Origin of the sequence: Tissierella sp. MB52-C2 (assembly GCF_030931715.1) — a bacterium.
Lineage (GTDB): Bacteria > Bacillota > Clostridia > Tissierellales > Tissierellaceae > Tissierella.
Genome location: NZ_CP133261.1, coordinates 1,693,654 through 1,715,807 on the forward strand (window position 1 = coordinate 1,693,654; position 22,154 = coordinate 1,715,807).

The window sequence follows — 22,154 nt, forward strand, 5'->3', positions numbered from 1 at the left end:
ATATTATGGACTTAACCTGGATTGATGAATATGTTGATGGAGTTATAGATTATTGTTATTCTAGAGATATTTTTGAAATATATGACTCATTAAATATAGATATAAAAAGAGTTGATAAGGATGATTACATTCTACAAGATAATGAAGCTATTTATATTAGGAGCCATTTTGGCTTAGAGGCTGTTTTTATTAGAGATAATCTTCCTTATCGGTATGAAAAATTTGTTTTAGCCCATGAACTTGGACACGCCCTATTACATATTGAAGTAACCAAAGCCGCTTATAATAGTAAGCTTATAAATAGAGGAAAGTTAGAAAAGCAGGCTGATTATTTTGCTTTAAAACTTTTAGATATTAGCATAGATGAGATTTCTTATGAAGGATACACCCAAGAACAAATAGCTGAAGGCCTGTATGTTAGAGAAGAAAGCTTAGATTTTATTATATAATTATAAAATAGATATAACTCAAATTTAAGTATTTGAGTATTTTTTAGGCTTTATAACAGAACTGACATTCGACACAATTCGACAAAATACTTTATTTGCGAAGGAGGTGTTATATCATGGATAAATTCTGGGAATTACTTATTAATGCAATAAAAAATGGAGACTACGATTTAATTTCAATAATCTTACTATTGTTTATCTCTATATGGCTATATAATGAGTTCAGAAAGAGTTATATAGCGAATAAATCAGAGGACAAACTAGACATAGAGAAAGCCTTAGAACAATATTCTAAGCTATATTTCGGAATAGCTGCATTTCAATCAAAAAACATAGATTCAATAGAATTAATTGAATATATTAACCAAGCGATTGTATATTTTCCTAAAAAGGTTGCAAAACAAATACTAGAATTAGATAAAAATGATTTAAATCCTAATTCACCAAAAATCGAAGAAATTAGACAAACTGCCAAAAATGAGATTAATTCACTAAAACTTAAACAACGTACTATTTCAGTATTTGACTATGGCGAAGATATATTTGAGCAAATCTCTTGGTTTATTTCTAAAAATAATTTTGATTCTTTTATACAACCATTCATTTATTTTACATTTACTTTAATAGGGATTATCTTTTTACTTTCTATTGCAATAACTATACGAAGGCTATCTGGTTTTTCAAAAATAGCACTTATTGCTTTTTTGATAAATTCATTACTATCTACGTTTATTATGATGCAACTTTCTCAATTAATGCTCAATAAAAATGTAAAAGCTGAATTTTACAAATACTTTTTATTTCTAATTGCAATTCCTTTTTCCATAACATTACTACTGCTTAAATATCCTGTAATTAGAGGAGTTCCGATTATTATTAACACAATCACAATTATTATATTTGTATATCTGGCAAACAAAGGAGCATTTACGACACCCAAAAATAAATAATTTAAGGAGGAATACTAATGAAAAAAAGAAGAATTACATCATTAATGTTAGCTGCTACCATAGCATTAACACCTGCTGCTACTTTAGGCCATGGTGGTAGAACAGATTCTAATGGAGGACATAAGGATAACAAGAATGCAAGTGGCTTAGGTAGTTACCACTATCATTGTGGAGGTAATCCTGCTCACCTTCATGATAATGGAGTTTGTCCTTATAGTAGCAAAACTACAACTAAATCTAGTACAAGCAGTACAAAGAAGACTTCTACTATCTCTGCAACTGATAAAAAAGCCGAGATTAAAAAGATTCAGGAGAAACTTAATGAGTTGGGCTATGATTGTGGAAAGGCTGATGGGATAGCTGGAGAAAAAACTAAAGAAGCTATAAAGGCATTTCAAAAGGATAATGAACTTACTGCAGATGGAATTGCAGGAGCTAAGACTAAGGAAGCATTGGGGATATAGATAATGTGTAACAATAAACCGATGTAAAACTAATTACATCGGTTTATTGAAAAATAATTGATTTTAAAATTATTTTTTATATATGTATTTCTATCCTTGTTAATTTAACAATCTTTTCTCTTGTTAATTTCCATTAAGCTAAGATTCTATAATTTTCCACTAGATATTAATCTATTTTTAGCATCTAAAAAACTTTCTTTCTTTGTTTCATCTTTTATATTTTTAGTTTCTAATAATTTTTCCCCATCGTAAAGCTTGTCCAATAATTTACCTACTTCATTTTCCTCTAAGCCTGCTCTTCTTAAGAATGATCCAGTTGAAAATACATCTACTTGTCTTCCTATTCTTTTCCTAATATTGCTCTTACTTCTAAATTCTTTACTTCCATTATCATCTGATAACAAAATTTTTAACGATAAAACTGTAGCATATATAATAGAAACTTTTTCTCCTAAGTCTTTTTGTCCCTTCTCGTAACATTTATTACGTTTATCATATCTTATATTATGTTCAACTAAAAGCTTTTCAATAAGTAAACGCTGTTTTGAATCAATAAACACGTCTTCTGATAGCACTAAATTATATGCTCTATTTTTATTTATTTCATTGATATATTCTACATATGCATTCTTAAACTTTTCTTTATTTGAAAAGCTTTTGCCTTTTAACTCATGCCAAACAGCATCTGCAAATAAAATTTTATTAAAACACTTAAATACTCTTTCCCTTTCTAATAAATAGCATATGTTTATCCAAAAATCAGCATCACATAATGGATACTCCGCTATATCAATTTTTTCAATGCATTTCATAATCTCACACCCTGTTAATTTAATAGTTTGTTACTTCAAAAAACTTAAAAACATCTTCAATTTCTTCATAATCAACCAATCCATTTCTATAGTTATTAATCATATCATTTTTAAAGCTTTCTGGAATTACATATTCAGGACTAGGACTATTTAATTTAAAATTTATATCATATGATAAACTCATTTCCTCCAGTTCCTGCCAATAAGGAGGATGATAATATTTTTTCAAATAGGCTGGTATTTTAGGTATAAAGTTGAAAAATTCACTCAGATATTCATGCTCACATATTTGTTCAATAGCATATACTATAGCTTGAAATGATACATGATATATTTGCTGTAATTGAAACACACACCCTATTGTAATTTCTTTATTTTGATTCATTCCCATTCTTTTTAAGTTTAAAAGTAAATCCGGTTTAGGTATTAGTAAATTACTTGCAAACTTTTCTGCCCTTATCTCTATTTCATTTTTATCCCGTAAATCATTTGTGCATAATCCTATATCAGACTCTTCGTAATAAATGTGATAAAGTTCATGCGCTAAAGTAAAATTTTGTCTTCCTACTGGCTCAGCATTGTTTATATAAATACATTTATATGTGATATTCGTATCTTCTTTATTAAAAGTGGTTCCTGATACTTTCATTTTGTTTGGAAATTTCAATATTATAAAATCTTCACTCAATATTTCACTTATATCTCCTATTGCTTTCTTCTCCACCAACTTAAATTTGGCCTTAAAATCATTAACATTATCTAATATTCTTAATAACTCATCTCTTTCCATTAAATCCCCTCCTTAATCATTGATTAAGTTTTTTATGCCTTATTATCTCAGAAAACAAACCGCTGAGAATTTTTACGAAACAATCCAATTCTTCATCTTCTTCATTTTTCCTAAACTTTACTTCATCTTTATCTTCTATTATTCTTGTCAATTCTTCAAACGATATTTCTAAATAGTCAGAAACTATATTGAGCATATCTACATCAAACATTATATTCCCTGATACTATATCGTTTATTATTGTATTATCTTTCAAGTTAAATGAATTTTTATACCTTTGAAATAAGTCGCTTACATTATCATTTCGATCTTTCATTTTATTTTTCATTAATTTTCTTATCTCAGAGTCAGTATATGCAACCCTTCTATTTGTTTCCATTAAAGCACCTCCTTAATTTAAACAATTTCCTATTTTGTTTAACGCTTTTAGGAATTCCTTTTCTTCCCTATAACTTAACTCTCTGAAGGTTTTATTATCATAAATATGATATTTAAAATATGGAAACTTTTTACTATTATGTTTATAATCTATATTCAACTTCTTTACATCTTCTTTGAATTGACTATATTTAACATTATATATTTTTGTATATAATACTAATCTATAAATATCTTCATGTTGCTTAATATCCATATTTAATCTATCTCCACGATTTTCAACTCTTATTTCTATACCATAGTATGCCTTTAGTTCTTTATTTTTATTTAAAATTTTCTCATAATTATTAACTTTCTTATACAAGAATAATAATTGGTAGATTTGCTTTTTATACAAATCTTCACTTTTATAAAATTTAGCAATTTTTTCTTGTAGTATAGTAGTTTGCTTATCTATATATTTAGCTTTTATTTCATTGGTATATATATTGCTAGTTATTTGTTGAGGCAGATTAGTAAATCCTAAAATACAACAATATATTGAATAAGCTATAAAAGTATTTGCTACTTTTTTGTTTTGTAGTATACTTCTTAATTCTTTATAGCCTTTTCTCTTTAATAAAACTAAGTATAAATTTTTTAATATATTTGAATCTATTTGGTCGTATTTTACATCAATATCGTTTTTTACAATTCCAAGATATATTTTTCTTATATCTTTCTTGAATTTTTCTATGGTTACATCTTGCCCTATATTAACAATAAGTTTTTCTACATAATCATTTGAAAATCTATCTTTTTCTATAAAGTTTAATATAATTATATTATCATATATTAATTTTAATAACTCAATCTCTTCTTTAGTTAAAAACTCACTTAGAATTTTATTGTTTAATATTATTCTTCGATCCTCTTCATCTATGTCTATAATAAAGTTTATTCTACTATTTTTTTCTTTACTTTTTTCTTTTATTGCAAAGTTAAATATATTTTTAAAATACTTATTATTTTTGTTTGTTTTTATTAAATTCTGTAAATTTTCTAGAAATAAATATTTATCTAAGTCGTCCGAATAAAGAAGTCTATCATTATCTAATGTTATCCCGTGATACAGCCCCTTTAAAGTGTCAAAAAAATTATCATTATCCATTTCATTTTTTATATAATTTTCATCATAAATATTATCCCTTTCAAGGAAACTTTTACTTTTTATATAACTGCTATCCTTCTTGAATTGCAGGGATTTTATTTTTTTAATCTTTCTTATATATTTCAGCGTTTCTTTAGTTTCTAATGCATAAATAGCCCCTTTTATTGTTTTGTTCATATTAGATATATCTTCAAAACGTATACTTACATTGTCTAAGTTAAAATATATGGTTTTATAGCATATATATATATTATTATTAATTTTTATTAATTCATTTACTTTCTTATTTATTTCAAAAATAACAAGATGTTCTGATAAGTTACTATTGGCATCTATTGACACTTTAGGCCTATTTCTATATAACAGAATAGCATTTTCAAGAATTTCATTATTTAATTCATAATATATATTTGTTCCGAAATTTCTATTTTTATAAAACTTTTTCGGGGATATACTTCCTGTTGAAAATATATTATTAAAATTTAATGATGATGTTACTAAATAAAATTTCATATAAACTCCCCTAACTTAAATATATCTTTCTTTATATTTCCTTATTTCTTTCATAGCATCATTTTGAGTATCTTCATAATAAGTTAAATATAAATTCTCATTTGTTCTTGTTGTAGCTACATAAAATGCTCTCCTAAACTGTTCAGGAATGAAATTCTCTATCTGATTGCAACTAGGTATAAAAACATCCTTAAACTCTAACCCTTTTGAACTATGAAATGTCATTATTTTAGGTAAGTCTGTTTCAAAGTTCAAGTTATCAGATAGTTTTCCTGACTTTGTCTCTATTAAAAACTCTTTATCTATCTCTTTAAATATATCACTAGCTGTATCTACGTCTTCATTTTTAGGATACAAAACAACTACATCTTTTAAGCCTTTATCTATTATAGTATTATAGATATATAATATCTCTTCTTTTTTATCAGACAATTTATTTATGGTGATAGTTCCTATATTGTTTTTACATTTTTCCACAAGGTCTCCACTTCCACTTACAATCATTTCCGAAAACTTCATAACTTCCCTTGGAACTCTATAGTTATGCTCTAGCTTTATATGATCAACATCTGATTCAAATACCCGTTCTTTTATCTCATCAATACTTATTCCAGTTTCAATTCTATAGTATATCTGTTGAGCATCATCACCGAACAAAATTACTCCCTTTTTAGCAGCACCTACTAGCTTTTTTAATATTCTCTCTGGTACATCCTGAACCTCATCCACTATTACATAATCATAAAAGTTGTCTTTTATCTTTTCTTTTATATTCTCTTTTTTTAATTTCTCGATATATAATATATCAGCTTGTCCTAAACTTGACTTTAATAGTTCACTTATTCCAGACTCGATATACTCTTTTAACGTACTAGTAAATACTACAAAAAGTACATTTTCATTATTTCCTTCAATTGTTCTGTGTAATCTATGTAAGGCCAATAACGTTTTTCCACTTCCAGCACTGCCTTCTGCTATTAATTTACTGCTCTTAGAATATAACATATATCTCTGGTTGTCATCTAGTTCTGATTCGGGCATAAACCATTTTTCCTTCTTTTCTATATCTTTTCTAAGCTCTTCAAGAACGCTAGGATCTATCATTTTTCCCCCTCCACCTTTTACCATATTATACCATTTGCTTACATATTAACCTATTTATGCTATAATATCAAGAAAACACATGTTTTGGAGGGATAAATAAATGAAAGAAAGGCAAATGAAAATAATACCTGGTGCTCCTTTGGCAGCTATATACACTAGAAAATCTAGAGCTACAGAGATGGGAGAATCTATAGAAAATCAAATTGCTAGATGTATTGCATTATGTGATTACAAAGGATGGGGATATATAGTTTACGTAGATTATGACTACTCTGGAAAAGATACGGATAGACCAGATTTCTTTGAGATGATGAAAAAAGTTAGGAATAATGAATTTGATTATGTAGTTGTATATCATATTTATAGATTTGCTAGAAATATGAAAGATTTTACTATTCTAATGGATGAGTTTCAAGAGTTAGAAGTTGGATTTACAAGCATAAGTCAAGACTTTGATACCTCTACTCCAACAGGTCGAGCTGCTATGTACATGACAGCAGTTTTTGGTCAACTAGGTAGAGAAGATACCGCCATGCAAGTAAGAGATAATATGATCTATCTTGCCGAAAAAGGTAGATGGAATGGTGGCCCCGTTCCATACGGATTTGATACTTATTCAGAATTAGTAGAGTATAGGGATGGCGAAGGAAATAAAAAAATTACTTATTTGATAGAAAATGAAGGAGAGTCAGCTTTTATAAAAAAGTTCGCTGAATGGTATCTTGAAACTAATGGCTCTATTAGAGGTAATGTCACGAAGGCAAATGAATTAGGTTATAGGACTAAACGAGGTGCTTATTGGAATTCAAGTCAAATGTCAAGAATACTTCAAAATCCTCTATACTGTATTGCAGATGAAGATTCATATGAATATTTTAAGGATAATTTTACTGGTATTTTTTCAGACAAAGCTAGGAAGAAAGAAAACTGGAACGGCACCCATGGACTAATGTTTTATAATAGAAGAAAGCCATATAAGAAAACATCAAGACTTAGAGATGAAACAGAATGGATTTTAAGCATTGGAGAGCATAAAGGGTTTATTCCTGGAGAAACTTTTGCAAAAATACAGCATAAATTGAGTAAGAATAAAAGCCAACCTCCACGAACAGGACAAAGTATAAGATCTCCTCTGGTTGGATTAGTCAGATGTGGTAGGTGTAATTCTGCAATGTCTATTTTTGGTTCTCATAAAACAAGCGATAAATCCAAAGGATACTATCATTACTTTAGATGTCTCACTAGAGAAATAAAGTCTAAAATTTTATGCGACAATAGCAATGTAAGAGCCGATATTCTAGAAGACTTAGTCCTATCTAATATATTTGCTTTAATAGACAATGAAAACTCTTTAAAATCGATTTTAGAGGCTACAAACAACGATATAGAAGATAAGCGTACTCCTCTTATGTCAAAAGCAAATAAATTAAAATCAGATCTAAGTAATATTGATTCTGAAATCAATAACTTGGTAGATGCATTATCAAAAAACATCCTTCCCGAACTCATGATAAAAAGAAAATACAAGGACCTTGAAAATAAAAAAATCGAGGTTAGAAATGAGCTAGAAAAAATCAATATTGAATTGAGCAATAATTATTATGAAGATAAATTCGATATTGATACAGTAAAGAAATATATTAAGAATTTAAAACATAATTATAAAGACTTAAGTTTTGAGCAAAAAAAAGAACTCCTTAACAGTATAGTTAAAGAAGTTTCTATGGATAGAAATAAAGTTAAGCTGACATTGTACTTTTTACCTGGGAAATCACTTCAAGAATATAATGACCTTGCTCTTTGCTCCCACATGGACAAGGATTTAGGCTGGCGATGAACATAAACTTGGCGGGATAAGTCAAACTAGCACTTGTCCTTGAAATAGTAACAATTCCATCTTCCAATGGTTGGCGTAATACCTCCAATACCTTTTTAGGAAATTCAGGCAATTCATCTAAAAATAAAACTCCATTGTGTGCCAATGATACTTCACCAGGTTTTGGCACTCTGCCACCACCTATTAAAGATATGGCTGATGCTGTATGATGAGGAGATCTAAAAGGTGGATCTTTAACTAAAGAATTAGGGGGCAAAAGTCCTGATATGCTATAGATATTAGTTACTTCTATTGATTCTTCAAATGATAATTCAGGCATTATAGTAGGTAGTCTTTTGGCTGCCATGGTTTTTCCAGCCCCAGGCGGCCCTATTATAAGCATATTATGTGACCCGGCAGCAGCTACTTCTAAGGCTCTTTTTAAGCCTGCCTGTCCTTTAATGTCAGAAAAATCTAAAAAATGATTATCATCATTTGGATTTATTAATTCTTTTTCTCTTATATATGGATTTATATGTAATTCATTATTTAAAAAGTCCACTACATCTTTTAAATTTTTTATGGGTATTATTTCCATATCTTCTATAACACTGCACTCATCTTTATTTTCATATGGAACTATACACTTAGAAATATTCCATTTCCTCATGGCAATTACCATCGGTAATGCACCCTGAACTGGATTTAATTTTCCATCTAATGAAAGTTCTCCAATAAAAATTGTATTATTAATGTCAAACTCTGATATAATCCCAGATGACTTTAAAATGCCTACGGCAATTGCTAAATCCATCTGCGAGCCTTCTTTTTTTAAATTAGCTGGTGCTAAGTTAATTGTAATTCTACTTAAAGGAAATTCATATCCACTATTTTTTATAGCTGTTCTGACACGTTCCTTAGATTCTTTTATAGATGTGTCCGGTAATCCAACTATATTAAAGACTGGAAGTCCTCTTGATAAATCAGTTTCAACTTCCACAATATTTCCATTTAGTCCCTGTAATACGCAAGTATTAATCTTTGAATACATAATAAACACCTCTTCTATATGTAATTATGTTATTACCTGGGTAATGGCGAAAATATGCATTTTTCTAAGTTTAATCAACAAAAAGAATTCTCAATATGATTTATTCTTAATTCTGGTGTCAAATATACTTCTATTATGTCATATCTCATCTGATAGTTTAACAATTTATTTTGCTTCATATATAAATGAGAACAATAAATAATCTTTTCTTGTTTCTTTCTATTAACGGCTTCGTATGCATAACCAAACTTCACACTTGTCCTTGTCTTAACTTCAATGAAAACTAATATATCCTTATCTAAAGCAATTATATCTATTTCTCCAATTTTATTCCTATAATTTAAATTTAAAATATTATAGCCCTTTGCAACAAGGTATTCCTTAGCTGTTAATTCTCCTTGTCTACCTTTGTCTATATTATTTCCCATATTCTCTACCTCTTTGAGCATCTAAATTATATATATAAAAGATTATCTCTGCAACAGCATCATATAACTCTTCAGGAATAGTTTCATTTAACTCAAGTCCCATAAGGTTTTCAACTAAGTTTTCGTCTTTGTAGATGGTAATATCTTCCTCTATTCCTTTTTCTATTATCTTTTCTGCAACAAGATTTTGCCCCTTGGCTATAACTCTCGGAGCTATCTCTTCCTTATTATAGGATAATGCAACAGCCTTATTTTGAATCTTTTTCTCTTTTTTCATAGCATTACACCTTTAAATCTAAGATATAGGTTGGAACTGGATTAGGAATTATAGTATCTATTATTTCTATATTATCATCTATAATAAATTCAACCCTGTCTAGACTATAACCTATTGATTGAATTTTTTCAACCAAATGTTGTTCAGTTGATTTAAATAATTCTAAATCTTTCCTCTTTACGTTTATTTTTATATAAAGATTATTAGATGATAATTCGCAAGATACCTTAATATTTCCAAGATTATGAGTTTCAAGGTTTATAAATATATTAATTTTATCATTATTTCTTTTTTTTCTTTTATCTTCCTTTATTAATGTTATTATTCCATCTAAATTTCTTTTTTCATAATTAATTGGAAAAAAGACAAATGATAAATCTCTATTAATTTCATTTAAAAAATCGATTTTGCTTTCTAATCTATTTAAATCTTCTCTTAATTGTAAATCTGAATCGTTTTTTAAATTGTTAATAATTTTTTGTAACTCTACTACTCTTTCATCCTTAATTAAGTTAATATTCTTTAGTATATTATCTTCATAAGACATAGCTTTAGCTTTGGTAAGCTCAGGAGACTTTATTTTACTCAATATATTATCAATCTCTTTAAAGTCTTTTGAAAATTCAATAGGGTCTTCATTGAAGTCTCTTATATTTTTGATATTATTTAATGAAGATTTTATATTGTTCTTTAAAAAGAAAGTAATTATTTTTATATCTTCATCAGAAAAATCTATATCAATATTATTTATTATGCTTTCTTCTGTCCCCTTTATTATACTTAATTTAGGTTGATTTTCCATAAGGACTTTAGATTCGTTTCCCATGAAGTTCTTGATTTGCTGACTTATATCCCTATATTCTTTAAATTCATCTTTATCTATAATCAAAAAGGATTTTATATCCATTTTTTCCACAGAAATATCATTATCTTCTGCTAAACTTTCATTTAAATTTGTTGAATTTAATAAAATAACCTTATCATCTTCTTTTAAATTTGACAGTTGGTATAGTTTGTCTAATGTTTTTATGCAATAATTTAAGTTTTTTTCAGTTATGGGAATATTATATTTCATCAAACTTTTTACAATTTCAATGGATTCTTTAGTCTCTTTTATATTTAGACCTTTTAAAAGCTTTATAATAGAATCATTTTCTTTCTTATGGATTGATTTATATGATATGAGCTCTTCCTGAACTAAAGGTTTTAATTGAACCTTATTATCATCAGATGATTTAACTAAAAATGATACTTCATCATCTAATTTTATATTTAAATCTGTTTCTAGATTTGCTTCAAATGTCCCATAGTTTTTAATATCAATAATTATATTTTTTCCCAGTATATCTACAATCTTTCCCTCTAAAATATTTCCTTCTTTAAACATATCTTCTTTATTTTTTAAAATTATATTATTTAACAAGAGACTTTGGATTTTCAATTAAATCCCCCTTTTTAAACCTACTTTAATATATTTTTTAAAAATGTCATTCTGTGGATAGGTGATGGTCCTAGGTTTTGTAAACACTCTCTATGTTCCTTAGTACCATATCCCTTATGTTTTTTTAAATTATATCCCTCAAATTCTTTATCCCATTCTATACATAATCTATCTCTAAAGACTTTAGCTACTATAGATGCACAAGCTATTCCATGAGATTTATCGTCTCCCTTTACAATAGATTCTTGAGGTATATTCAGATCAACCTTTTCTGCATCAATAAGTAGAAAATCTGGATCTATCTTATTTCCTTCTTTATCTTTCAGATTTTCCACTGCATATTTCATAGCCAAACGAGTAGCTTCTTTTATATTAATCTCATCTATTATACTAGAGTTTACTCTGCCAATGCCACAGGCTATAGCTTTAGATAGTATTTCATCATATAAAATATCACGTTTTTTTTCAGAAAGTTTTTTAGAATCCTTTACTCCATTGATTATTATCCCATGTGGCATTATTATTGCACAGGCAACCACATCCCCAGCTAAGCAACCTCTACCTACTTCATCTATACAAGCAATATTTTCATATCTTAATAATTCATCTTTACGTTCAAATTCTATCACAACTATCTCTCCTAGTCTTCAGGGAATTCAAGGGTAATCTTACCTATTATACCTTTTCTAAATTCATCTAATAAGATATTGCTTACCTTTGTATAATCTATTTCTCCACCTTTGACTATACATCCTCTTTTTTTGCCTATATCCTCCATTACTTCTAAAGAAGTTTTATCTTCCAATTCCACATTATAACGATTATTTAAAAGATTTGGAAAATATTTCGCAAGCCTTTCCACTAGTTTAAGGGCTAAGGTTTCTGTATCTAATATCTCATCTTTAATCGCACCTGTAAAAGCAAGGTTTAGAGCTACTTCTTTGTCTTCAAATTTAGGCCATAATATTCCCGGAGTATCTAATAACTCTAAGTTGGTCTTTGTTTTAATCCATTGGTTAGACTTGGTCACTCCCGGCCTATTTCCAGTTTTAGCACCTTTTCTTCCTGATAAAGAATTAATTAATGTAGATTTACCTACATTGGGGATACCAAGTATCATGGCTCTAGTAGGTCTATTGATTACTCCTCGCTTTTCATAAGCTTCTCTTTTTTCTTTTGTAACCTCATAGGAAAGTTCTTGTAATTTATCTATTCCCTTTCCTTCTAAAGCATCCATGGTAAGTGATTTAATTCCCTTATTTGAAAAATAATCCTGCCACAATTTATTTCCATTGTTACTTGCCAAATCTGACTTATTTAAAATAATAATTCTAGGTTTTTCTCCAACTATGGAGTCGATAATAGGATTTTGACTACTGGCTGGTATTCTAGCATCTATTAACTCAAAAACAACATCGACCATGGAAAGAGACTTCTGTATAGATTCCCTTGTCTTCTTCATATGTCCTGGATACCAGTTAATATTCATTATTTCACCACCTAAATAAAATTGGGACTATAAAGTCCCAATAAATTAGTAAAATCTTTTTTCTTTAACTTTAGCAGCTTTACCTTGTCTATCTCTTAGATAGTAAAGTTTAGCTCTTCTTACCCTACCTCTTCTAGTTACTACTAGTTTTTCAATTCTTGGAGAATGTATAGGGAAAGTTCTTTCAACACCTACTCCATAAGATAATCTTCTTACTGTAAATGTTTCTCTTGCTCCGCCACCTTGAATTTTGATTATCGTACCTTCATATACTTGGATTCTCTCACGAGTTCCTTCAACAACTTTGTAATGAACTTGAACAGTATCTCCTACATTCAAGCTAGGTAAATCATTTCTTAATTGTTCATCTTCTAACATTCTAATTATATCCACTGTATAGACCTCCCTTCTCCTTAGATGTTCTTACCACATGGCAGAGGACCATCCGTAATTCCATACGCTAGGTATTATAGCATATGTATAATTCAATTACAACTAAATTGTAATCATAAAACTTTCTTTATTTTTGATAGAATAACTTTCTCCTCTTCAGTCAAAGTCTTATTATCTAATAAATCAGGCCTCTTAATAAAAGTAGATTTTAAGGATTCTTCCTTTCTCCACTGTTCTATCTTCTGATGATTGCCTGAAAGTAATACTTCTGGCACCAAATGGCCATTAAACTCTCTCGGTCTTGTATATTGAGGGTATTCTAATAAACCTTTATAATGGGATTCATCCATATATGATTCATCTGATCTAAGTACACCAGGCAATAATCTTACAATTGCATCAATAAGTATCATTGCAGGAATTTCTCCACCTGTTAATACAAAATCACCAATAGATACTTCCTCATCTACATAATTGTCAATAATTCTATTATCTATACCTTCATAATGACCACATAAAAGAATTAAATGTTCTTCCTTAGCCAATTCATTGGCAAGCTTCTGATCAAATCTTTTTCCTTGAGGTGATAAATATATTGTTCTAGAATTATATTTTTGAACACTATTTATAGCATCAAAAATTGGCTCCGGCTTCATAACCATACCTGAGCCACCTCCAAAAGGATAATCATCTACTTTCTTATGCTTATTTTTGGAAAAGTCTCTAATATTTATACTATTTATTTCAACTTTATTTTCTTCATAGGCCCTACCTATTATACTCCAATTTAGTAGAGGTGAAAAAAACTCAGGAAATAAAGTCAATATATCTATTTTCATTCTATCATTCCCTCTATAGGGTCAATCACTATTTTTTTATTATCTATATCAACATCGACAATAAATTGCTTCACAGCTGGAATAAGATATTCTTTATCTTTTTCCATATCTTTTATTATATATATATCATTACTAGGTCCTTGGATTACATCTGATAAAATTCCTATTAATTGAGATTTAGTATCAAAAACCTTAGAGCCTACTAAATCATAGATAAAAAAATGATTTTCTGGTAAAACAACTTTCTCAGCTTCATCAACATATATAAAGTTATCTTTAAAAGGAATTATTTCGTTTATATCGTTAAATTCCTTAAACTTTAATATTGCTAGGTTTTTATGGTATTTTACCTTCTCTAGTTTTACTTTGATTTTTTTATCACCAATATATGCAGTTTTCAAATAATCAAATCTATTAAGGTTATCAGTTAATGGGTATATTTTTACCTCACCTTTTATTCCATGAGAGCTTATTATTTTACCAACTATTGTATATTCCATTTTTCACCTATCTCCAATATTTTAAGGGATTAGGTCTTCTAATCCCTTACTGAATAATTTCTACGACAACTCTTTTGTTATCTTTGATTGCTGCTGCCTTAACTACTGTTCTTATGGCCTTAGCAATTCTACCTTGTTTTCCTATTACTTTACCCATATCTTCAGGGTGAACCTTAAGTTCAATGATAACAGACTGACTGCCCTCTATTTCATTGACTACCACATCATCTGGATTATCTACAAGAGACTTTGCAATAAATTCTACTAATTCTCCCATTTTTAGCACCTCCTAGATACTCTTCCTTAAGGATTATTCAGCTTGATTTTCATATAAACCATTTTGTTTAAATAATCTATCTACAGTATCAGTTGGTTTTGCTCCATTTTTAATCCAGTTAATTGCTTTTTCATTATCTATCTTAACTGTTTTAGGTTCAGTTAATGGATTATAATAGCCAATTTCTTCGATAAATCTTCCATCTCTAGAAGCACGAGAATCAGCAACAACTATTCTATAGAAAGGGTTTTTCTTAGCTCCCATTCTTCTTAATCTAATTTTAACTGCCATTTATTTCACCTCCTTAAAAATTTGACTATTTATTTAGAAAAAGGGGAATCCAAATTTCCCTTTTTTCTTCATTGTTTTTTCCATATCAGTAAACCTTTTCATCATTTTCTTAGTTTCTTTAAATTGCTTTAAGATTTTGTTTACTTCTTGGACTGAAGTACCACTACCCTGGGCTATTCTTTTTCTTCTGCTACTATCTATAATATCAGGATTATCTCTTTCTTTCTTAGTCATAGATTGAATTATTGCCTTAATCCTATTAATATCTTTTTCATTTACATCTAAACCTTTCAATGCTTTAGAGTTCATTCCTGGAATCATACCTATCAATTGATCAATAGGTCCTAGACTTTTCATTTGTTCCAGCTGATCTAAGAAGTCATCAAAGGAAAATTCCTGATTCCTAATTTTTTGTTCCAATTCTATTGCTTTCTTAGCATCTATATTAGCTTGAGCCTTTTCAATTAAACTAAGTACATCACCCATACCTAATATTCTTGAAGCCATTCTATCTGGATGGAAAGGTTCTAATTGATCAAACTTTTCTCCCATACCAGCAAACTTTATAGGTTTTTCTGTTACTGCCCTAATGGATAAAGCTGCTCCACCTCTAGCATCTCCATCAAGCTTAGTAAGTATAACTCCTGTAATCCCTAGTTTATCATTAAAAGTTTCAGCCACATTAACTGCATCCTGTCCCGTCATAGCATCAAGTACCAATAGGACTTCATTTGGATTAACCGCATCATGGATATTCTTTATTTCATCCATTAATTCTTCATCGATATGAAGCCTTCCCGCAGTATCCACTATTATTACATCGTTTCCATTTCTTTTTCCATGCTCTAAGGCAGCCTTTGCTATGTCTACTGGGTTTATTTTGTCCCCCATTGAAAACACTGGAACATCAACCTTTTCTCCTACTACTTCAAGTTGTTTAATAGCTGCAGGTCTATAAACATCACAGGCAACCAATAAAGGTCTTTTGTTTTGTTTTTTTAGATTAAATGCCAACTTCCCAGTAGTAGTAGTTTTACCAGCACCCTGTAAACCACACATAAGAATTACTGTTGGTGGAGTAGAGGCAAAATTTAATTTAGCTTCTTTCTCTCCCATTAAATTAGTTAACTCTTCATTTACTATTTTTATAACCTGTTGGCCAGGTGTTAAACTTTCCATTACTTCATAGCCAATTGCTCTTTCCTTAACTTTCTTTGTAAAGTCTTTTACGACTTTAAAGTTTACATCTGCTTCCAAAAGAGCGAGCCTTACTTCTCTCATGGCTACATCAACATCTTTTTCTGAAAGTTTACCTTTTCCCTTTAATTTCCCCAAAGCATTTTGAAGTTTTTCTGATAAAGATTCAAATACCATTAGTCCACCACCTCCCGGCTATTATGGAGTATCTTTTTACAAATCTTGTTAATATCTATTGCCTTATTTTCAATTATATTGTCATTTCGATCTTTTGCAATTTTTATAATATCTTCGGCGATTTCGACTATATCCTTAATTTCTTTATGACTTGAATAAAACTTTTTTACTAGCCTTAAACTCTCTTCATATTGGTAAAGCTTTTGTTCTGCTCTTTTTAAAAGATCAAAAACCCCCTGCCTTGTAACATCAAGTTCATCACCAATTTCAGCTAAGGATAAATCATGAATATAATATAGTTCTATTACTAAATATTGTTTCTCACTAAGTAACTTTCCATAAAAATCAAATAAAATTCCTACTTCAACAAGTTTCTCAACCATTATATCACCAACAAAATAATACTGTCAAGCATTTTACTTGACAGTATTATTCTAGTATAAGATTTCCCTTTTGTCAACAACTATTAATTAAATAGAGCTTCTACAAAATCCTCAACAATAAATGGCTGTAAATCTTCTATTCCTTCACCTACACCAACTAATTTAACAGGTATGTTCAACTCCGCTTGTAAGGCTATAATAACTCCACCCTTTGCTGTTCCATCAAGCTTAGTAAGAGCAACGCCTGTTATATTTGCAACTTCTTTAAATACTTTAGCTTGATTAATAGCATTTTGTCCTGTTGTTGCATCAAGTACTAATAATACTTCTTTTGTAGCATCTCCATATTCTCTTTCTGCAACTCTAAATATTTTATTTAACTCGTTCATAAGATTAGATTTATTATGAAGTCTACCAGCTGTATCACAGATTAATATATCAGTTTTTCTTGCCTTAGCTGCTTGAATACCATCATAGATAACGGCAGCTGGATCTGCACCCTCACTATGAGATATTACATCGACGTTAGCCCTACTTCCCCACTCCTCTAATTGTTCAATGGCTGCAGCTCTGAAAGTATCTCCTGCTGCTATTAAAACTTTCTTTCCTTGTTTTTTAAAGTTATTAGATAACTTTCCTATGGTAGTAGTTTTACCAACACCATTTACTCCAACAACTAAAACTAAAGCAGGAGAAGGTTCTATATTTAAATTATTGTCTGAAACGGATTCTAACATGATTTTCTTGATTTCATCCTTTAGAAGTTCCTTTACATTATCTGGCTCAGTTACTTTTTCTTCTTTTACTCTGTTTCTTAACCTATCGATTAATTCCATTGTCGTATTTACTCCAACATCTGCAGTAACTAATACTTCTTCCAAATCATCAAATAACTCTTCATCAATTTTCTTATAGGATTTTAGTACACTATCTATTTTATTTGTAATATCATCTCTAGTCTTAGTTAGACCACTCATAAGTTTTTGAAAAAATCCAGCTTTTTTAGGTTTTGTTTCTACTACATCTTCTTCTACTTCTTCCGGCTCCACTAATTCATCTACAATTTCTTCTTGTATATCTTCAGCATCTTCTAGTTTCTCTTCTATTTCCTCTATTTCTTCTACTATATCTTCCAGTTCCTCAATAATCTCTTCTACTTCTTCCGCTTCTTCAATTTGCTGTTTAATATCTTCTGTCTCTATTATTTCTTTTGAATCTTCTGTTGTCTCTTCCTTTTCTTCTATTTGCTCTAGTTCCTCTATTTCTTCTATCTGCTGCTCTAGTTCTTCTTTATTACTTTCTAGGATTTCCTCTTTTAAATCAATGTCTTCTTTTTTCTTTCCTAAGTTTTTTAACCACTTAAACATTTTTCTCCCCCTAACTCGCTATTTCATCAATATTATCTTTTAGTTTAACCGATATTAATTTAGATACTCCCTCTTCTTCCATAGCTACTCCATATAATATATCTGCTATTTCCATAGTAGTCTTTCTATGGGTGATTAAAACAAACTGGGTGTTCTCATAGAAGGTTTTCAGATAATTAGTATACCTACTAATATTTGCTTCGTCAAGAGCTGCATCTATTTCGTCCAGTATACAAAATGGTGAAGGTTTTAATGTTAAAATTGCAAACAATAAAGCCACTGCCGTTAAAGATTTTTCTCCTCCTGATAACAAAGTTAGACTTTGAAGTTTCTTTCCAGGTGGTTGAGCTTTAATTTCGATTCCAGAGTTTAATATATTTTCCTCATCTTCTAAAACTAGCTCTGCTTGTCCCCCATTAAATAGATTTTTGAATATGTCTTGGAAATTGTCGTTTATCTTCTTAAAGTTCATAATAAATTGCGTTTTCATATTGGTTTCCATATCTTTTATAACTTCTTTTAAGTTTTCCTTAGCATTTATTAAATCTCTTTGTTGTTCTAGGATAAAATCTAGTCGTTCTTTTAAGTTTTTGTATTCCTCTATTGAGCTTAGATTTACTGTACCCAATTCTTTAATTTCAACTTTTAATTTTCTAGATTCTATTATTGCTTCTTGAATATTTTTAATTTCCACTTCATAATTCAATGCTTCTTCAAAGGATAATTCATAATCATCATTTAACTTTTTATGATAGTTTTCCAACTGTACAGTCATTCTAGCCAGTTTGACTTCATTTGAATTAAGTTTTTTTTCAGATTCTCCCATTGCTTTATTTATTTCATTTAATTTATTTTGTTCAGAGTAAAATTCCTCCATAAATTTAGTCTTATTAGATATTAAATCTTCTAATTCTCTTTTTATATCTTGGGCAATCAAATTTAATTCTTCTATCTTTTTATTTAAGTTTGCCTTAGTTTTGTTGATTTCGTCTATATTTTCCATATTCAATATTATCATTTCTTCTTTTTCTTTCATAGAGTTATTAATACTATGAACTTCTGCTTTATTTTTATTCCATTTTTCCTGTAAATTGTTTATATTACTATTGAGTAGGTTAAGGCTTATCTTAGTATCTGTAATATTCTTCATTTTTTCTTCTCTAATAGACTTTTCTTCATTATAGGCAATAGTTAGATTTTTAATTTCCTCTTTTTTATCTATAATCTCTTTATCTAGTTTTGATAATAAATCAATAATCTCTATTTCCTTATTTTTATATTCCTTGACCTCAGTATCTAAATTATTTATTTCCTTTTCTGCTTTTTCAATAGACTCCTTTAGTCTATTGATCTCACTTATATATTTCTCTTTTTGATTCCCTATATTTATTATTGAATGTTCAGTTTCCTTAATGGATTTATCCAATTCAATTATTTGTTCTTTAAATTCTGTTAACTTGCTTATATAAATGGTTTTTTCTTGATTTAATTCTTCCTGTACTTTATTTAATTTCTCTATGTCTTTAAGTAATTTTTCTATTCTGCCTTTTCTACTTATTATGCTAATACTACTATTCCCTTGACTTCCACCTGTCATGGAACCACCTGGGTTTAAAACTTCCCCATCAAGTGTAACTATTCTAAGAGAATGATTATATTTATTTGCAAGCTTTATTCCATAATCCATATTCTCAATTATTACAGTTCGTCCAAGTAAAAACTTAAATATACTTTCATATTTTTTATTATAATCTACTAATTCATAACCTAGACCATGTATTTTAAATTCTTCTCTATCTTGAATGCTTATATCTAAAGTATTTCCTTTTATAACATTAAGGGGTAAAAATGTTACTCTACCTAATTTATTACGTTTTAGATATTCTATGATTCTCTTTGCATCTCCTTCAGTTTCAGTAACTATATTTTGAACATTGGAACCTAGACTAATATCTATTGCTCTTTCAAACTTTTCATCTACTTTTATAAGTTCTGCTACTACACCTATAAGACCTTCCTTTAGCTGTGACTCTCTTTTAGCAGCCTTTAATAAGGATTTTACGCCCTTATAATATCCTTCATAGTCTTCTTCCATGTTTTTAAGCAATTTGAAACTAGAAGTCTTTGATTGAATTTCCATATTATTAGTATTTATATTTTTATTTATAGATTCTAATAACTCACTAGTATCTTTTTCTTTTCCTTTTATAGACTGTAAACTCTGATTCAAAGCTGAGAGTTCTTCTTGTAAATCTTCCTCTTTCTTAGATACCTCATCATAGAAATTAGCATTTGAGTTTTTTTCAGTATACATTGAGTCTATTTCTTTTTTTAATTGAAATATTCTTTTTTCAATATTTTCATTAAAAGAATTAATACTATTTAATTCTGATTTCCTATCAGAGGATTTATTGTATATTTTTATCATATTATTTTTTTCTAATTCTATATGTTTTTCTTTTTCCTGCAATGTTTCAAGCTCTTTTTCTAGCTCTATATTTTTTTCATTATATCTTTCCAGGAGTATGTTATATTCTTCTTCCGCCAATGACTTCTCTTTAATTAAATCATCATTAGTTATACTTAGCTCCTCTAATCTATTAATTAAATTTGTTTTTTCTTCTTTTAATCTATCTAAATCCTTATTGTAAAATCTTTCCTTTTCTTCAATTATTGCAACTTGATTTTGATCTTTATCAAGTTCATTTATAATACTTGAATTTTTATTTCTATAATCTTCTATATTAGATTCTAACTCTTCTATGGTTTTCTTAAGTAAATTAAACTTGTTTTCAAATAAATCTCTATCTAATACTTTTTGGTTTAACTCTTTTTCTAATATGGTTTTTTCTTCATTTATTTCGTCTATTTGGATATTCAGCTTTCTTATATCTCTTATAGATAGGTTTATTTCTAACTCCTTTAATCTATTATATAATTCAGTAAAATAGTTAGCTTTTTCAGACTGAATTTCTAACACTTCCAGCTGACTAGATAGTTCAAATATTAAGTCCTTAATTCTTATTAGATTATCTTGAGTCTTATCTAGCTTTCTTTCAGCCTCTTCCTTCTTTGATTTATATTTTACTATTCCAGCTGCCTCCTCAAAAATATGTCTTCTATCTTCAGGCCTATTGCTTAGTATTTCCTCTATTCGCCCTTGTCCTATTATGGAATATCCATCTTTACCTATTCCAGTATCCATAAATAGTTCACGAATATCCTTTAACCTACATGAATTTTTATTTATATAATATTCCGATTCCCCTGATCTAAACATTCTTCTAGTAACGGCTATTTCTTCATAATCAATTGGTATCTGTCCGTTTTTATTATTAAAGGTAATAGTAACTTCTGCATATCCTAAAGGCTTTCTCTTACCTGTACCTGCAAAAATTACATCTTCCATCTTACTTCCCCTAAGATTTTTTACACTTTGTTCTCCTAGAACCCATCTTATGGCGTCAGATATGTTACTCTTCCCGCTTCCATTTGGCCCTACTATAGCTGTAATACCGTTTTTAATCTTAATTTCTGTTTTATCAGCAAACGATTTAAACCCTTGAATTTCTACTTTCTTTAGCTGCAATCATAACACCTCTTACCTATTATAACTAA

24 protein-coding genes are annotated in these 22,154 nt (G+C 28.9%); 4 read left to right on the forward strand and 20 right to left on the reverse strand.

What is annotated here, in order from left to right:
• Positions 1–5 precede the first annotated feature (5 nt).
• The 3 genes from RBU61_RS08500 (at position 6) to RBU61_RS08510 (ending at position 1,863) form a co-directional block, all read left to right on the forward strand.
• Positions 6–449 (forward strand): ImmA/IrrE family metallo-endopeptidase, encoded by a 444-nt coding sequence (locus RBU61_RS08500; protein WP_308879248.1) that lies wholly within the window; start codon positions 6–8, stop codon positions 447–449.
• 116 nt (positions 450–565) lie between these two features.
• A complete protein-coding gene (locus RBU61_RS08505) occupies positions 566–1,399 on the forward strand; it encodes a hypothetical protein (protein WP_308879249.1) in 834 nt (277 codons plus the stop codon).
• 17 nt (positions 1,400–1,416) lie between these two features.
• Complete coding sequence (locus tag RBU61_RS08510) at positions 1,417–1,863, forward strand: peptidoglycan-binding domain-containing protein (RefSeq protein ID WP_308879250.1); 447 nt, start codon at positions 1,417–1,419, stop codon at positions 1,861–1,863.
• A gap of 146 nt (positions 1,864–2,009) precedes the next feature.
• Here RBU61_RS08510 and RBU61_RS08515 read toward each other — a convergent pair whose 3' ends face one another.
• Genes RBU61_RS08515 through RBU61_RS08535 form a run of 5 tightly spaced genes read right to left on the reverse strand, consistent with a single transcriptional unit; the run spans position 2,010 to position 6,610 of the window.
• Entirely contained in the window at positions 2,010–2,675 is a 666-nt protein-coding gene (locus RBU61_RS08515; protein ID WP_308879251.1) for a hypothetical protein, read from the reverse strand.
• A 19-nt stretch (positions 2,676–2,694) separates the two neighbouring features.
• Positions 2,695–3,465 carry an ImmA/IrrE family metallo-endopeptidase gene (locus tag RBU61_RS08520; protein WP_308879253.1) on the reverse strand — a complete coding sequence of 257 codons (771 nt, stop codon included), beginning with the start codon at positions 3,463–3,465 and terminating at the stop codon, positions 2,695–2,697.
• A 16-nt stretch (positions 3,466–3,481) separates the two neighbouring features.
• Positions 3,482–3,844 (reverse strand): hypothetical protein, encoded by a 363-nt coding sequence (locus tag RBU61_RS08525; RefSeq protein ID WP_308879255.1) that lies wholly within the window; start codon positions 3,842–3,844, stop codon positions 3,482–3,484.
• A 12-nt stretch (positions 3,845–3,856) separates the two neighbouring features.
• Complete coding sequence (locus RBU61_RS08530; RefSeq protein ID WP_308879257.1) at positions 3,857–5,506, reverse strand: hypothetical protein; 1,650 nt, start codon at positions 5,504–5,506, stop codon at positions 3,857–3,859.
• Positions 5,507–5,521: 15 nt separating this feature from the next.
• The gene (locus tag RBU61_RS08535) at positions 5,522–6,610 is read right to left on the reverse strand and encodes a 3'-5' exonuclease (RefSeq protein ID WP_308879259.1); all 1,089 of its coding nucleotides are present in this window, start codon (positions 6,608–6,610) and stop codon (positions 5,522–5,524) included.
• 100 nt (positions 6,611–6,710) lie between these two features.
• On the opposite strand from RBU61_RS08535, the gene RBU61_RS08540 reads away from it, so the two are divergent.
• A complete protein-coding gene (locus tag RBU61_RS08540; RefSeq protein ID WP_308879262.1) occupies positions 6,711–8,447 on the forward strand; it encodes a recombinase family protein in 1,737 nt (578 codons plus the stop codon).
• On the opposite strand, the gene RBU61_RS08545 is transcribed toward RBU61_RS08540, so the two are convergent.
• From RBU61_RS08545 to smc, 15 genes are all read right to left on the reverse strand, one after another.
• A complete protein-coding gene (locus RBU61_RS08545; protein ID WP_308879265.1) occupies positions 8,350–9,477 on the reverse strand; it encodes a YifB family Mg chelatase-like AAA ATPase in 1,128 nt (375 codons plus the stop codon). The two genes, RBU61_RS08540 and RBU61_RS08545, sit on opposite strands and share 98 nt — an antisense overlap.
• 74 nt (positions 9,478–9,551) lie before the next feature.
• Complete coding sequence (locus RBU61_RS08550; RefSeq protein WP_308879266.1) at positions 9,552–9,905, reverse strand: YraN family protein; 354 nt, start codon at positions 9,903–9,905, stop codon at positions 9,552–9,554.
• Positions 9,895–10,182 (reverse strand): EscU/YscU/HrcU family type III secretion system export apparatus switch protein, encoded by a 288-nt coding sequence (locus RBU61_RS08555; protein ID WP_308879268.1) that lies wholly within the window; start codon positions 10,180–10,182, stop codon positions 9,895–9,897. The genes RBU61_RS08550 and RBU61_RS08555 overlap by 11 nt, the downstream gene beginning before the upstream one ends.
• 4 nt (positions 10,183–10,186) lie before the next feature.
• The gene (locus RBU61_RS08560) at positions 10,187–11,623 is read right to left on the reverse strand and encodes a hypothetical protein (RefSeq protein ID WP_308879270.1); all 1,437 of its coding nucleotides are present in this window, start codon (positions 11,621–11,623) and stop codon (positions 10,187–10,189) included.
• 20 nt (positions 11,624–11,643) lie between these two features.
• The gene (locus RBU61_RS08565) at positions 11,644–12,252 is read right to left on the reverse strand and encodes a ribonuclease HII (protein WP_308879271.1); all 609 of its coding nucleotides are present in this window, start codon (positions 12,250–12,252) and stop codon (positions 11,644–11,646) included.
• A gap of 11 nt (positions 12,253–12,263) precedes the next feature.
• Positions 12,264–13,112: a ribosome biogenesis GTPase YlqF gene (ylqF, locus tag RBU61_RS08570; protein ID WP_308879273.1), complete on the reverse strand. Its 849-nt coding sequence runs from the start codon at positions 13,110–13,112 to the stop codon at positions 12,264–12,266.
• A gap of 45 nt (positions 13,113–13,157) precedes the next feature.
• The gene (gene rplS, locus RBU61_RS08575; protein ID WP_308879275.1) at positions 13,158–13,505 is read right to left on the reverse strand and encodes a 50S ribosomal protein L19; all 348 of its coding nucleotides are present in this window, start codon (positions 13,503–13,505) and stop codon (positions 13,158–13,160) included.
• Between the two features lie 113 nt (positions 13,506–13,618).
• On the reverse strand, positions 13,619–14,344 hold the full coding sequence (gene trmD / locus RBU61_RS08580; protein ID WP_308879276.1) for a tRNA (guanosine(37)-N1)-methyltransferase TrmD: 726 nt from the start codon (positions 14,342–14,344) through the stop codon (positions 13,619–13,621).
• Positions 14,341–14,844: a ribosome maturation factor RimM gene (rimM, locus tag RBU61_RS08585; RefSeq protein ID WP_308879277.1), complete on the reverse strand. Its 504-nt coding sequence runs from the start codon at positions 14,842–14,844 to the stop codon at positions 14,341–14,343. The genes trmD and rimM overlap by 4 nt, the downstream gene beginning before the upstream one ends.
• A 46-nt stretch (positions 14,845–14,890) precedes the next feature.
• A complete protein-coding gene (locus RBU61_RS08590) occupies positions 14,891–15,121 on the reverse strand; it encodes a KH domain-containing protein (RefSeq protein ID WP_308879278.1) in 231 nt (76 codons plus the stop codon).
• A 33-nt stretch (positions 15,122–15,154) separates the two neighbouring features.
• A complete protein-coding gene (rpsP, locus tag RBU61_RS08595) occupies positions 15,155–15,412 on the reverse strand; it encodes a 30S ribosomal protein S16 (protein WP_308879279.1) in 258 nt (85 codons plus the stop codon).
• 33 nt (positions 15,413–15,445) lie between these two features.
• The gene (gene ffh / locus RBU61_RS08600) at positions 15,446–16,786 is read right to left on the reverse strand and encodes a signal recognition particle protein (protein ID WP_308879280.1); all 1,341 of its coding nucleotides are present in this window, start codon (positions 16,784–16,786) and stop codon (positions 15,446–15,448) included.
• Positions 16,786–17,169, reverse strand: a complete 384-nt coding sequence (gene ylxM / locus RBU61_RS08605) for a YlxM family DNA-binding protein (protein ID WP_308879282.1) — start codon at positions 17,167–17,169, stop codon at positions 16,786–16,788. Before ylxM ends, ffh begins: the two co-directional genes overlap by 1 nt.
• 83 nt (positions 17,170–17,252) lie before the next feature.
• The gene (gene ftsY / locus RBU61_RS08610; RefSeq protein ID WP_308879283.1) at positions 17,253–18,536 is read right to left on the reverse strand and encodes a signal recognition particle-docking protein FtsY; all 1,284 of its coding nucleotides are present in this window, start codon (positions 18,534–18,536) and stop codon (positions 17,253–17,255) included.
• 10 nt (positions 18,537–18,546) lie between these two features.
• Positions 18,547–22,125, reverse strand: coding sequence for a chromosome segregation protein SMC (gene smc / locus RBU61_RS08615; RefSeq protein ID WP_308879284.1), 3,579 nt, complete (start codon positions 22,123–22,125; stop codon positions 18,547–18,549).
• Between the last annotated feature and the right edge of the window lie 29 nt (positions 22,126–22,154).

Coding starts and splice junctions, on each gene's coding strand:
- RBU61_RS08500 (WP_308879248.1), top strand. CDS start 6: ATGGACTTAACCTGGATTGATGAATATGTTGATGGAGTTATAGATTAT.
- RBU61_RS08505 (WP_308879249.1), top strand. CDS start 566: ATGGATAAATTCTGGGAATTACTTATTAATGCAATAAAAAATGGAGAC.
- RBU61_RS08510 (WP_308879250.1), top strand. CDS start 1,417: ATGAAAAAAAGAAGAATTACATCATTAATGTTAGCTGCTACCATAGCA.
- RBU61_RS08515 (WP_308879251.1), bottom strand. CDS start 2,675: ATGAAATGCATTGAAAAAATTGATATAGCGGAGTATCCATTATGTGAT.
- RBU61_RS08520 (WP_308879253.1), bottom strand. CDS start 3,465: ATGGAAAGAGATGAGTTATTAAGAATATTAGATAATGTTAATGATTTT.
- RBU61_RS08525 (WP_308879255.1), bottom strand. CDS start 3,844: ATGGAAACAAATAGAAGGGTTGCATATACTGACTCTGAGATAAGAAAA.
- RBU61_RS08530 (WP_308879257.1), bottom strand. CDS start 5,506: ATGAAATTTTATTTAGTAACATCATCATTAAATTTTAATAATATATTT.
- RBU61_RS08535 (WP_308879259.1), bottom strand. CDS start 6,610: ATGATAGATCCTAGCGTTCTTGAAGAGCTTAGAAAAGATATAGAAAAG.
- RBU61_RS08540 (WP_308879262.1), top strand. CDS start 6,711: ATGAAAGAAAGGCAAATGAAAATAATACCTGGTGCTCCTTTGGCAGCT.
- RBU61_RS08545 (WP_308879265.1), bottom strand. CDS start 9,477: ATGTATTCAAAGATTAATACTTGCGTATTACAGGGACTAAATGGAAAT.
- RBU61_RS08550 (WP_308879266.1), bottom strand. CDS start 9,905: ATGGGAAATAATATAGACAAAGGTAGACAAGGAGAATTAACAGCTAAG.
- RBU61_RS08555 (WP_308879268.1), bottom strand. CDS start 10,182: ATGAAAAAAGAGAAAAAGATTCAAAATAAGGCTGTTGCATTATCCTAT.
- ylqF (WP_308879273.1), bottom strand. CDS start 13,112: ATGAATATTAACTGGTATCCAGGACATATGAAGAAGACAAGGGAATCT.
- trmD (WP_308879276.1), bottom strand. CDS start 14,344: ATGAAAATAGATATATTGACTTTATTTCCTGAGTTTTTTTCACCTCTA.
- rimM (WP_308879277.1), bottom strand. CDS start 14,844: ATGGAATATACAATAGTTGGTAAAATAATAAGCTCTCATGGAATAAAA.
- RBU61_RS08590 (WP_308879278.1), bottom strand. CDS start 15,121: ATGGGAGAATTAGTAGAATTTATTGCAAAGTCTCTTGTAGATAATCCA.
- rpsP (WP_308879279.1), bottom strand. CDS start 15,412: ATGGCAGTTAAAATTAGATTAAGAAGAATGGGAGCTAAGAAAAACCCT.
- ffh (WP_308879280.1), bottom strand. CDS start 16,786: ATGGTATTTGAATCTTTATCAGAAAAACTTCAAAATGCTTTGGGGAAA.
- ylxM (WP_308879282.1), bottom strand. CDS start 17,169: ATGGTTGAGAAACTTGTTGAAGTAGGAATTTTATTTGATTTTTATGGA.
- ftsY (WP_308879283.1), bottom strand. CDS start 18,536: ATGTTTAAGTGGTTAAAAAACTTAGGAAAGAAAAAAGAAGACATTGAT.